This window comes from Arthrobacter sp. I3, assembly GCF_000520575.1.
GTDB classification, from domain to species: Bacteria; Actinomycetota; Actinomycetes; order Actinomycetales; family Micrococcaceae; genus Arthrobacter; species Arthrobacter humicola_A.
In genome coordinates this window covers 70,039-83,318 of sequence record NZ_KI914916.1, presented here as the reverse complement: position 1 = coordinate 83,318, position 13,280 = coordinate 70,039, and the positions used below count along the sequence as shown (strand labels likewise).

Here is a 13,280-nt window from a genome sequence, read left to right as displayed (position 1 = left end):
GAAGGCGGATCTGCCGGGGCCCGCCACAGCACCCGATCCACGGAGTCCATACTTGCCGATCACCTGCAGCTTGTCCGCAACGCCGGCGCCACAAGACGCGGCTATTTCCTGCGCGCGGAAACCATGCACGGCTTCTTCACCTATCTCGAGAAGAACCCGAGCACCGTGGGTACGGACATCTCGTTCCACGACATGTCACACGGCGAATCGTTCCTGGAACTGGCAGTGGATTGTTTCCGGGGACGCGGATTGTGGGTGCTCGATGAACCGGAATCAGCGCTGTCCTTCGCGGGATGCCTCAGCCTCCTCGCGGTCTTGAAAGATCTCCTCGCCGAAGGTTCCTCGCAAGTCATCATGTCCACACACTCCCCTGTTTGTGACGCTCAACGCCGGGCTCGCCCGCTCCGTGCAGGGCCTCGTGACGCTCGCGGCACCTGAGGCGCTACTCACGCCGGCGTAGCGCGGCGGCGGCCGACTACCGCCCGGCGGTGCGTTCGAGCACCTGGCCGAGGATCCGCGCGCCTTCCCGGAAAGCGCCCGGATTGGGTCCGGCGAAGTTCAGCCGGATGAACGGTCCGGCCGGTTCGGCCGGGAACCACTCGGTACCGGCCGCGATGATGACCCCCGCGGCCTCGCAGTCCCCGACGAACTGGTCGACGTCGGTCCCGTCGGGAAGGCGGGCCCAGAGGTTGAGCCCGCCCGTGGGCACGTGCTCCACGTGGGCCAGCGGGGCAAGTTCCCGCAGGCTGCTGAGCATGAGATCACGGCGGGACTGGAGCTGCAGCCGCAGTCCGCGCAGGTGCGTCTGCCATCCCGGCTGCGTTACGACGTCGAGGGCAGCCGCCTGGAGAACGCCGCTGACATACATGGACTCGGCGCCCCGGTCGGCCAGGATGCGATCACGTGCCGGGCCGCGCGCGATCACCGCGGCAATGCGTATGGCCGGGGACACGCTCTTGGTCAGCGAACGGAGATAAACGACATGGCCGGAATCGTCGAGGCTGGCGACGGGCACGGAATCCGTGGTGATGCCGAAGTCATGGGCCCAGTCATCCTCCACCAGGAATGCACCGTGTTCGCGCACCACGTCGAGCACCTGCTCGCGCAGGCGGGCGGGCCATTGCGCCCCGGTGGGATTCGCATAGTTCGGCTGCGCGTAGAACAGCCGCGCGCCGGTCTCGTCAAAGGCGCGGGCCAGGTCCTCGGGGTCCGGGCCTTCGGGACCGCTGGGTACCGGAACAACCCGGACACCGGACTGCGCCGCGGCCTGGAGCGCCCCCCAGTATGTCGGGGATTCCACCAGCAGCGGCTGCCCGCTGCCGACCAGCGCCCGGAACACGGAACTGAGCCCGCCCTGGCTCCCCGGGAGTACGATCACGTCGCGCGGCGTTGGCGGGGCAACGCCGGCCCCAGTGGCAGCCCGGAGCTCGTGCGCGAACCAGGATTGCAGGTCGGGCAGGCCCGCGGCAGGCGGACGTGACAGGGCCGCCTCACCCCGGGCAGCCCGGGTCAGGGCTGCCCTGACCAGCCGCTCGGGCAGCAGTTCCCGGTCCGGATAGCCTGAATGGAAGGCGATGACGTCGTTTGGGGCGCTGCGCATCGCAGTGGAGACGGGGCGGAGCGGCGCCCGGGGCGATCCCAGCGCCGTCGTCTGCCAGCCATAGTCCGCGGGCCGCGCTGTTCGAACGGCCCGCACGAACGTCCCGACGCCGGGGCGGCTCTCGATCAGGCCCTGCGCGGAGAGGGTCCGCAGCACCTTTTGCACGGTCACGGGGCTGGCCTGGTACTCGGCGACCAGGGAACGTGTGGAAGGCAGCCGGGCGCCCGGCGCGGCGGCAGCAATCCATTCCCGGAGCCGCGCCGCCATCCGCGTGGTGCTATCGTAAGACATGAAAGACAATAGTAGCGCTACTCAGAAAATCAAACAACCGTTATCGTCCCGGCCGGCAGCCGGACTGTGGTGGGGGTTCGTCGGCGTCGCCGCATTTTCCTTCACTCTGCCGTTCACACGGGTGGCGGTTACGGGGTTGTCTCCGTTGTTTATCGGATCGGGCCGGGCTGTTGTTGCGACCGTTCTCGCCGCGTTCGCCCTCACTTTGACCCGGCAGCGCCTGCCCCGGGGCGCCCAGTGGGCGCGTATTGCGGTGGTCGCCGGCGGCGTGGTGGTCGGATTCCCGCTGCTGACCTCCTTCGCCCTCACCTCGGTTCCCGCCAGCCACGGCGCGGTTGTTATTGCGCTACTCCCCGCGGCGACCGCAACGATGGCGGCGATCCGCGGCCACGAACGGCCGCCCAGGTCTTTCTGGATGATCACCGGCGCGGGCGCAGTGGCGGCGATTGGTTTCGCCTCTGCGCAGTCCGGCGGCATCGGGCAACTGCAATTGGCCGACCTGCTGCTGTTCGGCGCCGTGCTCTCGGCGGCAATCGGCTACGCCGAAGGCGGCCTGCTGGCCCGCGAACTCGGCTCGTGGCAGACCGTCTCCTGGGCCCTCGTTCTGTCCTCGCCGCTTATGGCCGGCATCGCGGCCTTTTCTATGGCCAGCCAGCCTCCCTCCGCTACTCCCGTGCAGTGGGCGGCCTTCGCATACCTGGGCGTCGTGAGCATGTTTTTCGGCTTCTTCGCCTGGTACCGCGGCCTGGCCATCGGACCCATGGCGCAGGTCAGCCAGATCCAACTCGTCCAGCCGGTCTTGAGCATCTGCTGGGCCGGGCTCATACTGGGCGAAGACTTGACCTGGGCGACCATCATCGGCGGCACGGCGGTCATCCTCTGCGCCGGCCTGGCCGTCCGCTCCCGGCCACGTGCGGCGGGAAGCGATGCGGACGTGCTGGACAGCCCCCAGGACAGCCCGAGGAACAACGCAAAGGACAACGCGAAGGACAACGCGAAGGACACCGTGACAGTGAAACAATTCGGCTGATCTGATCACCTGCCCCGCCCCCGAAGCCGCCCAGCCCCAGACCGACCCGCAATCCGAATGGAAGTTCCGTGTACATCCCCGCACATTTCGCCGCCGGCCCCGATGCAGTCCGGCATCTGCTGACGCGCCCGTCCGCGGCCAACCTGGTCACCGCCACCGCGAAGGGCATGCTTGCCACGCTGCTGCCCTTCGTCTTCGACCCCTCGGCCGGTGAGCACGGTGCCCTGCACGCGCATCTGGCCCGCAACAACCCACAATGGTCTGAACCCGCCCTCGGCGAATCGCTCGCCATTATCCAGGGCGCGGACGCCTACATCTCGCCGCGGTGGTACGCGTCCAAGGCGGAGCACGGACGCGTGGTTCCAACGTGGAACTACTCCACGGCCCACGTGTACGGCACCCTGGTCATCCACGACGATCCCGCCTGGCTCGCCAGCCATGTGAGGCGGCTGAGCAACCACAACGAGGCCGGCTCCGAGCAGCCCTGGACTGTCGAGGATGCCCCGGAGCGCTACATTGCCGGCCAGCTGCGCGCGATCGTCGGCGTCGAGCTTCTCATCACGAGGATTGAGGCGAAGCACAAACTCAGCCAGAACCGGCCCCGCGCCGATGTTGACGGTGTGGTGGCCGGGCTGCGGGCCAGCGGTGACCTGGAAAGCGCCGCGGACGTCGAGAACGCGCGACAGGGCCGCGAGCAGATTCGCTGCCCGCACTCCGACTCCCCGGCCGCGCCCCCGGCTACGCCTGCATCCTGATGGCTGAAGGCTGACCCCGGCACCTGGGCCCGGCCCGGCCGTTTCGCTAGGTTTTCGCGACGAATTCGGGCCGGGCGCCGCGGAAAAGGTCAGGCGCTACGGGGATCCCCGTAGCGCCTGACCTGTGGCGTGTCACGTGTCCGTTTCCGTAGCGGAATCCTGTGCCATCTCGTGGCCGAGGTTCATCACCCGGCGCGCCAACTCCCCCGGGTCCGGTTCCCCGGCGCCCAGCGCCCCCGTGCCCAGTTCACCGGCTCCCAGTTCACCGGCTCCGAGTTCACCCGCTCCCAGGTCCCCGGCGGCACGCAGGTCCTGCCGCTGCAGCCCCGGCCTGCCCAGCAGGACAGCCGACCACAGCGCCTGCACGGTTGATACGGCCACCGTGGCTCCCGTCGGCCCCGAGACCAGCCAGCCGCCGCTGGTCGCGGCCACTTTCGGGGCTCCTGGCCAGGATTGGCTGGCACCATTAATCGTTTGGGCGACAATCAGGTGCTGCCGCAGCGTTCTGATCGAACCCAGGACAGGATCGTTCACCACATTTCGTCCACAGGCACCGCACATATAGGTCTCCCTCCTAGGGCATGACGTCGCCGGAATTGGGTCCGAGTGTCTGCCCCACGTACAAGTTGCCGCCGGGATCGCTGGCCAAAAGCAGCGCCGTTGGCGCCACCTCGTCCGCCAGCCCGAAGCGCAGCAGCGGCAACCCGGCACGCTTCGCCGCTTTCCATTCCTCCGAGATGCCGTCAACCAGGGGCGTCTCGATGGGGCCCGGGGCAATGTTGTTGACCAGCACGTTGTCGGCGGCCGTTTCCAGGGCCAGGGCCTTGGTCAGCCCCACGACTCCGGCTTTGGCGGCGCTGTAGTGGCTGAGCCCGGTGCCGCCCTTGATGGCCAGCTGGGAGGCGATGTTGATAATCCGGCCCCACTTCTGCTGCCGCATCTCCCCCACCACCTCCCGGCAGCAGAGGAAGACACCGGTCAGGTCCACGGCAATCGTCTCGTTCCACATGGCAAGCGTCATGTCTTCCAACGGCGATTCCGTCAGCAGGCCGGCGCTGTTCACGAGAATGTCGATGCTTCCGAGCCGGGAGCGTGCGGCAGCAAAGGCCGCCTTCACGCTCGCCTCGTCTGAGACGTCGACGGCGATGCTTCCCGCCGCGCCCGACCGGTCCAGGACGGCGACTCTGTCGCCGTTGGCGGTGAAGGCCTCGGCGATGGCCTTGCCGATGCCGCTGGCTCCGCCGGTGACCACAACGGCGCGGCCCTCCGTGTTCCGGGAGGCGTCAGGGTTGTTCATTCTTGTCCTTCCAGGGCCTTTCAGGCACGCATCTTGATGGTGAGGCCGCCGTCAACAATCAGGGACTGGCCCGTGACGTAGACAGCGTCATCGGAGGTCAGGAAGCCGATCACGCTGGCAACCTCCTGGGGACGTCCGACCCGGCCCCAGGGGATTTCCAAACCGGCGCGCTGCAGGCCCTCGGGGCCCAGAGAGTTCACCGGATCCAGGGACTGGGGAGTTTCGATCAGTCCGGGGATTACGGCGTTGGCGCGGATGCCGCGCGGCCCCAACTCGGCGGCCACACTGCGGATCAGGCCGAGCACGCCGGCCTTGGCGGCTGCGTAGTGGGCATGTTCCTCCCAGCCGTAGACGCCGCCGGCAATGGAGGATACGGCAACCATCGCTCCGCCGTTGGTCATCTTCGCGGACCCGGCGCGCAGGGTCCGCAACACGCCGGTGAGGTCGACGTCGAGCATGTCGTGCCAGCGCTCGTCGGTCATTTCCTCCAGCGGTGAGTTGCGCAGGATTCCGGCGTTGGCCACAGCGTAGTCCAGGCGGCCGTATTCCTGGACGGCGCGGTCGGCGAAGGCATCGACAGACGGGGTACTGCGGACGTCCACTTCGTGGATGACCCCCTGGCCGCCGGCGTCCTTCACCATCCGAAGGGTTTCCTCCGGGTCGTACGGGTCACCAGGAAAGGTCCCAATCACGGAATACACGCCCCGCTGGGCGTAGTGGACCGCGAGGGCCCGTCCAATGCCGCTGGCCGCTCCTGTGATCACGGCCACCCTCTTCTCAGGCGTCATGGGGGTGATCCTCAAGAAGGGCTTCGGCCGGCGGCTTCGCGGCGATCATCAGGAGGCCCGAGAACAGCGTTCCGGCCGCGCCGACCCACAGGGCTGCAGCGCCGGTTCCTGCACTGGCGGCTGCTGCCGTGAACAGAAACCCGCCAAGAATGGTGCCAGGCTGGCTCATTGCACCAATGAAGGCTGTGCCGGTGGCACGGCAGCTGACGGGGTAGCACTCGGCCATGAAGTACTGGATAGCGGCGTACGGTCCTACCAGGAAGAACAGTCCGGCACCGTAGGTCAAGATGATCATGAAGGGGCTCTCGGCGAGGGGGCTGAGCATGATGGTGAATGAAATGCCGGAGATAATCCAGCCGCCGATGATGGTCCGCTTGCGGCCGATCTTGTCACCGAGCCACCCATGGAAGACATAGCCGAAGTACGCCAGCCCGTTGATGACGATCAGCATCCAGAAGGCGTCAGAAAGTTCCACACCCTTGGCGTTCTTCAGGACAGAACTGCCGAGAATGCTGAAAATCAGGATGCCGAAGAAGTTGAAGATCCAGGCCAGCGACAAGACGATCGTATTCCGGCGCAGGTGCGGCTCCCAGATGCGCTTGAGCGGGGCTGCGGAGGAGTGCTCAACGCCGAATGCATGGGCCAGAGCGTGGGCTTCCTCGGGCTTGCCGTGCTTCTCAAGTTGGGTCAGCTTGTGGTGCAGTTCGAACTGCGGCGTTTCCTTGAGCTTCTTGGAAATGAGCCACACGATGATCACTGCCGGAACGGTCGCCATCAGGTACAGGGCGCGCCAGCCAAGGGACGGAAGGAAGACGAGGGCGAGGGCGCTGGCAAGCAGGAAGCCCAGCGGCCAGCCACCCTGGATGAAGGAGTAGTGGAAGCCGGGGCGCTTGCGCTTGTCCGCGACTTCTGTGACCTGGTAGACCTCGTTCATGTAGGTCGCGTTGACGGCCTGCTCCGAGAACCCGAGCCCGCCGAAGGAACGGACCAGCACCAGCAGGCCGTTGCTGAGGAACGGGATCCCGGTCGGAATCAGGGCCGTCAGGCCGGAGACGATGGCGGTCCCGCCGATAGTAGTCATCATGCCCTTGCGGCGGCCGAGCCGGTCAATGACCGGGCCGATGCCGAAGCAAACGATCGCGGTGCCGACTGCGATCCAGGTGTTAATTGCGTAGGCTTCGGTCGCGGTCCATCCGAATTCCTCCTGCATGGCCGGCAGGAGGGTGCCGAAAAGTCCGAAGTCGAACACGGCAACGGTCCAGGCACAAAGCGCCAGGACGGTGGCGACGGTTGTGTGGTGCTTGGAGAATACCGGGAAGCGGCGTTTTTCGTCCGGTGCGGGTTGCGTCAGATCGACGGCGGGCTGCTGGATGGTCATTACTGGTTTTCCTTTCGGGGGCTGCGGGCGAGGAAGGAGTCCGCGATCTGGTCGAACGTGAGCCAGCTGACGCCTTCGTGGGAGTTGATGTGTTCGATGAGGCGCTCGAGCATGAGCAGGACCTGGGGCCGGCCGGAGACGTCCGGGTGGATGGTCATGGTGAAGACGGCCTGGTCCATTTCCCGGTAAACCCAGTCGAACTGGTCCCGCCACATTTGTTCGACGTCCCGGGGGCTGACGAATCCGTGAGAGTTCGGGGCCGCCTTGATGAACATCATGGGAGGCAGGTCGTCCAGGTACCAGTTGGCCGGGATCTCGACGAGATCGGTTTCGGTGCCCCTGACCAGCGGCTCCATCCAGGTTTCGGCGGCCTTCGTGTAGTCGATCTTCTTCCAGCTGTCGCCGACCCGGACGTAGTAGGGTTCGAAATCCTTGTGCATCAGGGAGTGGTCGTATTTGATCCCGCGTTCGAGCAGGATCTCGTTGGTGACCGGGGAAAATTCCCACCAGGGAGCAACGTAGCCCGTGGGCCGTCGGCCGGAGACCTTCTCGATGAGTTCGATCGAGCGGTCCAGGATGGCGGTCTCCTGCTCGCGGGTCATGGCGATGGGGTTTTCATGCGAGTACCCGTGCACGCCGATTTCATGCCCGGCGTCGACGATCATCCGGGTCAGGTCCGGGAAGGTCTCGATTGAGTGGCCCGGCACGAACCAGGTGGCGGGCAGGCTGTATTTCTCGAAGAGCCGGATGAGCCGCGGGCCGCCGACCTCGCCGCTGAACAAGCCTCGGGAGATATCGCAGGGCGAGTCCTCGCCCCCGTACGAGCCGAGCATTCCGGCAACTGCGTCCACGTCGACGCCGAACGCGACTTGGATGTCCTTAGTCATGAGATCAACCTTTCACTGGCTATTTGTTGAGGTTTGGCACTTTGTTGAGGTTTGTTGGTGAGGTTCGGATGTTGGGCGGGAACTAGTCAGCGAGCGTGCCCCTCCGGGCGAAGGCGTCCGCGATCCCGGCGGCGGGAGTGCCGAGCCTGAGCAGAAGGCTCAGCAGGACCAGCGATTGGGATGGCTTGAGCAGCCCGGCGGGGATGGCACCGGCAGCGCGCAGATCCTCGCCGCCGCCGTCGCCGTAGCGGGGCACTACGGCGCCGGCATCCACGCGGGTGCTCGTCACCACGACGACGCCGGCCGCGGTGGCGTCGGCGACTTCCTGGCATAGCACGCGGTTTGCGTTGCCAGTTCCCGTCCCCTGGAGCACGATCCCTGCCGCCCCGGCCTGCCGAGCGGCCCGCAGGAGGGTGGCGTCTGCTCCGGGGTAGGCAGCCACGAGGTCCACGCGCGGCGAACCGGCGTCCGCGCCCGGCAGGGGCAACGGGGAAGGGCCGGGCCGTACCGCCTGGATTTCGACCTCGCCAGAGTCGGACACCGATCCCACGGTTCCGAAGTCCGGGTTGGCGAAGGCGTCGAGGCTGGTCGTGTGGCGCTTGCGGACGCCGGCCGCAGGGAAGATGGTCCCGGCAAACGCCAGCAGCACACCGGTTCCCCGCGCCCGCGGAGAACCGGCGACGGCGATCGCGCGGGACAGATTGCCAGGACCGTCAGGGGAGTCGGCGTCGGCAGCCTGCTGCGCTCCGGTGAATACCACCGGGCGGGGATCATCGTGGGTGAGGTCAACGAGATAGGCCGTTTCCTCCATCGTGTCCGTCCCGTGGGTGACCACGACGCCCAGAACCTGCGGATCGGCCAATACTTCCCGGATCGTGGCGCAGATGGCGATCATGTCGTCGACTGTCAGCAGGTACGAGCCTTTCCGGAAAACGTCGACCACGCGGACCGGATGGGCCGCTGGCACTCCCATGCCGGCAAACACCTGCTCCCCTGTGTCGGATGCCACCGCGGCTCCGCCGGCCTCGGACGCACGGGAAGAAATCGTTCCTCCCGTGGCCAGCAGGACCACGTGGGGGCCAACTGAATCTGTGACGGTCATGTCCACTCCGTTTGTTCTGCAACTGTTTCCGCGCACTTACCCAATCGATTGGGTTGTTGGCTAAAAGTTATCCCTGCCATGTTTCCTGCAGATGCTCCCGGAAGTTTCAGGGGGGTAAATACTTCGCCGCCGGCTCCCGGGATTCCGTCTACCCAATCGATTGGGTACGCCGTTTGATTGACTATAGAATGTGAGGTGGGACACGTCAAGAGTGCCCGGACCAGAGATCCGGGCATTATCAGGCACTCTTGGTGATGACGACCTTTTGAGCTGAGGCAGGGGACTGAATGGAAGAGAGCACGGCCGGTGGCCGCACCATCACGCTGAAGGATCTCGCGAGCGAGCTCGGCATCCACCCCTCGACCGTATCCAGGATCCTGCACTCGGGCTCCGAGGTGGCGCGCGGGGCAGCCTCCGTAGCTACCGCCGAACGCGTTCGCGAGCTCGCGCGGAAGCGCGGCTACTCCCCCGACCCGCAGGCCGCCGGCCTGCGGACGCGGCGCACGCATCTCATGGGCGTGATAGTTCCCCGGCTTTCGGACCTCGTTCTGGCGATTATGTACGAGGGCGTCGACGAAGCCGCGGCGGAGCTCGGCTATTCCACGTTTGTTATGAACTCGCGCGATGAGCCCGAGGAACAGCGCCGCAAGACGGAGTCCATGCTGGCCCGACGCGTGGACGGGCTGATCATCGGCGATGCACACCTGGATAGCGGCCTGTTGCGGGAGCTTGCCTCCCGGAAGGTGCCGTTCGTGCTCATGAACCGGCGCGTCCCGGGCTTCCCGTCGGCCACCTGCGACGACGTCCTTGGCGGCGAGCTTGTGGCCGACCACCTGTGGGGCAAGGGGCACCGGGACGTCGCCGTGATCGCCGGCGAGCCCTATGCCAGCACGGCCGTCGACCGGACGGCCGGTTTCGTGGACCGCTGGCGTGCGCTGGGCGGGAAGATTCCCGTCAACGCCGTTGTGTGGTCCCGATTCGATACCGGCGGAGGACGGGAAGCGGCCGAGACCATCCTGGCTCACGGCAACTCCCACCCGACTGCACTGTTCGCCGTCAACGACTTCGCGGCCATCGGCGCCATGGGAGCCCTGCGTTCCCATGGCCTCAGCGTCGGCCGCGACGTGGCGGTGGTTGGCTTCAATGACACCTCGCTGGCCGCGGAACTGCCCATCCCGCTCTCTTCAGTCCGCTCGCCCATGCTGGATATCGGGCGGACTGCGGTACAGCTCCTCAAGGGCGTCCTGGACGGCCGGGAGGTCGAATCCATCAGACTGAAGCCGGTACTGTGCGTGCGGGAAAGCAGCGCCTTCAGGACCCCGGTGTGACACTGCAAGAGAATCCTCCAGTCAGTCGAATCAGTGGGTGGAAGCGGGAGGCCATACGGGCCCGCGCCGTCCGCCAATCAATAGCCCAACCGTGGGGCTCCAAACCCATGAGCTGAGGAGCCCATGAGTTGAGATTAGTGATCCGCCTCACAGTGTCATATTGGCATTACTCCCAAGATTGAGACTGCTTTTCGTGCAAGCTGCACATTCGCCTTAGCGGGCGGACGCAACAATCCCGAGAGCGAGCATGCACGTGGCGCGGACTTCGCCATCGGACAGATCCAGTTTCAGCAGCTCCTCGATTTTCCGCAGCCGGTAGCTGAGCGTATTCCGATGAATAAAGAGCTCGTCGCAGATCTTCGCGGAGTTCCCGCTGTGGCGCAGGTATGCGTCGAAGGTCTCCCGCAGCGAACTGCCGCCGTCGGAGGCCAAGGGAGCCAGCAGCCGCTGGCACATTGCCACCAGCCCCGGGCTGGGCAATCCCTGCACAATGCCGGCGAGATCGGCCGTTGGCGCCTGGTGCACGCCGGGCTGTCCCAGGTGACGGCGGGCAAGCTGAAGCGCGAGCGGCAGTTCACTGAGGCCCGCGGATTCCGAGACAATAACGGATAGTTCCGGGACGTCCGTAAAGAACGCCCGGGCGGCATCCAGCAGGTCGGCCTGCGCGTGCCCCTGCTGCAGCAAGAGAGTCGTGAGCCCTGCTTCTTCCATGAACCTCACCGTGCCGAACCCGGCCTGCAGTCCCACCCGGGCGCGCCATGCGATGGCGCGCAACTTTGCGGGGGCCACCTCTTCTGAGGTGCCGATGAGCACCGCACCCCAGTCGGCGTCAGGATCGAACCCGGATTCGAGGGCGTAGCGGCGCAGCGGCACGGACGGCTCGCCGCGGTCCTCATATAGGGCTTCCATGAAGCGTGCGGCTTCCCGGGAATGCAGGGGCGAATGGGACCCGAGGGTATAGCTAAGCTGCATAGCGATGACGGCGGCCACGGGGCCCAGGATGGGCTGCAGCACAATGTTGCTCCCGATCCCCTCGATGGCAAGCCTGAACTGCTCGGATTCGCCGCTGGGCAGGCGCAGCGCGGTCCGCGCGGTTCCTCCGTGAGCCGCGCCCGCCGAGACGAGTTCGAAGGCATTCTGGTCGATCACGGCCACCCTCGCCTTAATGGCGTCCGCCACCCTCGCCAGCACCTCCGCCAAGGAATGTCCGTCGGCCGCCAACCGGGTGCATTGGTCCGCCAGTTCCCAGCCCTTCCGCAGTTCCTCATAGCGTTCGGAGGCAATAACCCGCTCCACGTGCCGCATGACCAGCACAAATGGTACATGCGGCGGGAGCTCCAACAATGGCAGGCCGTGCACCTCGCAGGCACGGAGCAGGCCGGCCGGCAGCTCGCTGTGCGCCGCGCCCAAGCCGAACGCCAGTCCGGAGACGGGGACGGAAACCAGCCGTTCCACGTAGGCGTCCCAGATCCGGAAGTCCTTGACGTTCAGGCCCATGCCGTTGGTCAGCACCAACGCGTTAACGCTGAGGAAGGGCGTGGGGTCCATGTGTTCGGTGGGGGCGCACCAGGTGATGGGCCGGTCCAGGCGGCCCTCGCCGCCCGCAACCCGGAGTCGGATGTTGAGATCGGCGTCGTCGGCTAAGTCTGAAATTCGCACGGAACCCTCCAACTATGGCAGGACTCCCCGCCACGCAGTGCAATAACCATAATTCATGCCTGCAGATTCAGCGACCTGCACAATATCGGGCGCGTGAATTGCTGAGTAGCGTTGCATCCATGCAAACCAATGTGACCCCCGACACCTCTCCCGAGGCCTCTCCCCACACTTCAGGGCGGGTGCTCTTGAACTCCGATATGGGCGAAGGCCTCGGCCTTCACGAGTTCGGCAATGACGAAGAACTCATGCGCATCATCGACGTCGCCAACGTGGCCTGTGGGTATCATGCCGGCGATCCCGACGTCATGGAACGGACCGTGGCGTTGGCTGCAGAGCACGGCGTGGCAGTCGGAGCGCACCCCGGCCTGCCGGACTTTGTGGGTTTTGGACGCCGCCGAATGGTGCTCACCCCGGCGGAGGTGGAGTCGATCATCCTGTACCAGACCGGGGCCCTGACAGCGTTCCTCGCAAAGCACGGGCTGAAATTGAACCACATCAAGCCGCACGGCGCCCTCTACGGCATGCTGGCCGGCGACGAGGAACTAATGCAGGCCGCAGCCGGCACAGCTTTGCAGTTCGGCGTTCCGTTTTTCGGGCTCGCGGGGACCGCCCACGAAAGCGTGTGCCGGGCCATGGGGGTGGACTTCGTGCCCGAACTCTATGTTGACCTCAACTACGGCCCGGGCGGTGAGCTGCTGATCCAGCGCCGCCCGGCGCCCACCGATCCCGACGCCGCGGCCGAGCGTGTCAGCAGGGCGCTGGCGGGCAAGCCAGTCCTCGCTGTTGACGGCACCGAACTGGACATCCAGTTCCAAAGCATCTGCGTCCACTCCGACGCACCCAATTCTGTCGCAGTGGCCACAGCAGTGCGTGCGGTCCTTGGCTGAACCGATCTATCCAAACCATCTGAAAGAGAGCATCCCGTGGCAACCATCGTTTCCCCGCTCCCCGGCGTCTTCTACCGCAAGCCCGGCCCCGGCAAGCCGCCTTTCGCCAACGAAGGCGACGCCATCGAGGTCGGACAGACCCTCGGCATTATCGAAATCATGAAGCAGTTCACCGAAATCCAGTCCGATGTGGCCGGCACCCTGGAGTCGTTTGAGGTCAACGAGGGCGACATGGTCAACCCAGGCGACGCCATCGTCGTCGTCCGGGAAGGATAGCC

14 protein-coding genes are annotated in these 13,280 nt (G+C 66.0%); 6 read left to right on the top strand and 8 right to left on the bottom strand.

Features of this window, described 5'->3' with window-relative positions; all coding sequences use genetic code 11:
* Positions 1 to 438: AAA family ATPase (locus Y706_RS27445; RefSeq protein ID WP_156945099.1), on the top strand; the 438-nt coding region annotated here is incomplete at its 5' end.
* Positions 439 to 475: 37 nt separating this feature from the next.
* Here Y706_RS27445 and Y706_RS0108370 read toward each other — a convergent pair.
* Positions 476 to 1,891: an aminotransferase-like domain-containing protein gene (locus Y706_RS0108370; protein ID WP_028276248.1), complete on the bottom strand. Its 1,416-nt coding sequence runs from the start codon at positions 1,889 to 1,891 to the stop codon at positions 476 to 478.
* Between Y706_RS0108370 and Y706_RS24355 the strand changes: the two genes are divergently transcribed.
* The gene (locus Y706_RS24355; RefSeq protein ID WP_084476002.1) at positions 1,890 to 2,921 is read left to right on the top strand and encodes a DMT family transporter; all 1,032 of its coding nucleotides are present in this window, start codon (positions 1,890 to 1,892) and stop codon (positions 2,919 to 2,921) included. The two genes, Y706_RS0108370 and Y706_RS24355, sit on opposite strands and share 2 nt — an antisense overlap.
* Before the next feature lie 68 nt (positions 2,922 to 2,989).
* Entirely contained in the window at positions 2,990 to 3,676 is a 687-nt protein-coding gene (locus Y706_RS0108360) for an FMN-binding negative transcriptional regulator (RefSeq protein ID WP_028276247.1), read from the top strand.
* 132 nt (positions 3,677 to 3,808) lie between these two features.
* Here Y706_RS0108360 and Y706_RS28685 read toward each other — a convergent pair whose 3' ends face one another.
* The 6 genes from Y706_RS28685 to Y706_RS0108330 form a co-directional block, all read right to left on the bottom strand.
* Positions 3,809 to 4,108 carry a hypothetical protein gene (locus Y706_RS28685; protein WP_028276246.1) on the bottom strand — a complete coding sequence of 100 codons (300 nt, stop codon included), beginning with the start codon at positions 4,106 to 4,108 and terminating at the stop codon, positions 3,809 to 3,811.
* Between the two features lie 142 nt (positions 4,109 to 4,250).
* Positions 4,251 to 4,973 (bottom strand): SDR family NAD(P)-dependent oxidoreductase, encoded by a 723-nt coding sequence (locus Y706_RS0108350; protein WP_028276245.1) that lies wholly within the window; start codon positions 4,971 to 4,973, stop codon positions 4,251 to 4,253.
* Positions 4,974 to 4,993: 20 nt separating this feature from the next.
* Positions 4,994 to 5,761, bottom strand: coding sequence for an SDR family NAD(P)-dependent oxidoreductase (locus Y706_RS0108345; protein ID WP_028276244.1), 768 nt, complete (start codon positions 5,759 to 5,761; stop codon positions 4,994 to 4,996).
* Entirely contained in the window at positions 5,751 to 7,139 is a 1,389-nt protein-coding gene (locus Y706_RS0108340; RefSeq protein WP_028276243.1) for an MFS transporter, read from the bottom strand. The genes Y706_RS0108345 and Y706_RS0108340 overlap by 11 nt, the downstream gene beginning before the upstream one ends.
* A complete protein-coding gene (locus Y706_RS0108335; RefSeq protein WP_028276242.1) occupies positions 7,139 to 8,026 on the bottom strand; it encodes a polysaccharide deacetylase family protein in 888 nt (295 codons plus the stop codon). Before Y706_RS0108335 ends, Y706_RS0108340 begins: the two co-directional genes overlap by 1 nt.
* An 82-nt stretch (positions 8,027 to 8,108) precedes the next feature.
* Positions 8,109 to 9,128, bottom strand: coding sequence for an asparaginase (locus tag Y706_RS0108330; protein ID WP_028276241.1), 1,020 nt, complete (start codon positions 9,126 to 9,128; stop codon positions 8,109 to 8,111).
* A gap of 287 nt (positions 9,129 to 9,415) precedes the next feature.
* Here Y706_RS0108330 and Y706_RS0108325 point away from each other — a divergent pair, with 287 nt between their 5' ends.
* The gene (locus tag Y706_RS0108325; protein ID WP_028276240.1) at positions 9,416 to 10,456 is read left to right on the top strand and encodes a LacI family DNA-binding transcriptional regulator; all 1,041 of its coding nucleotides are present in this window, start codon (positions 9,416 to 9,418) and stop codon (positions 10,454 to 10,456) included.
* Between the two features lie 213 nt (positions 10,457 to 10,669).
* Here the strand turns inward: Y706_RS0108325 and Y706_RS0108320 are convergent, their stop codons facing one another.
* Positions 10,670 to 12,115 (bottom strand): PucR family transcriptional regulator, encoded by a 1,446-nt coding sequence (locus Y706_RS0108320; RefSeq protein WP_028276239.1) that lies wholly within the window; start codon positions 12,113 to 12,115, stop codon positions 10,670 to 10,672.
* Between the two features lie 119 nt (positions 12,116 to 12,234).
* Between Y706_RS0108320 and pxpA the strand changes: the two genes are divergently transcribed.
* Together pxpA and Y706_RS0108310 are read left to right on the top strand one after the other, a co-directional pair.
* Positions 12,235 to 13,002 (top strand): 5-oxoprolinase subunit PxpA, encoded by a 768-nt coding sequence (pxpA, locus tag Y706_RS0108315; RefSeq protein WP_043435476.1) that lies wholly within the window; start codon positions 12,235 to 12,237, stop codon positions 13,000 to 13,002.
* A 36-nt stretch (positions 13,003 to 13,038) separates the two neighbouring features.
* Positions 13,039 to 13,278 (top strand): acetyl-CoA carboxylase, encoded by a 240-nt coding sequence (locus tag Y706_RS0108310; RefSeq protein ID WP_028276237.1) that lies wholly within the window; start codon positions 13,039 to 13,041, stop codon positions 13,276 to 13,278.
* Positions 13,279 to 13,280 lie beyond the last annotated feature (2 nt).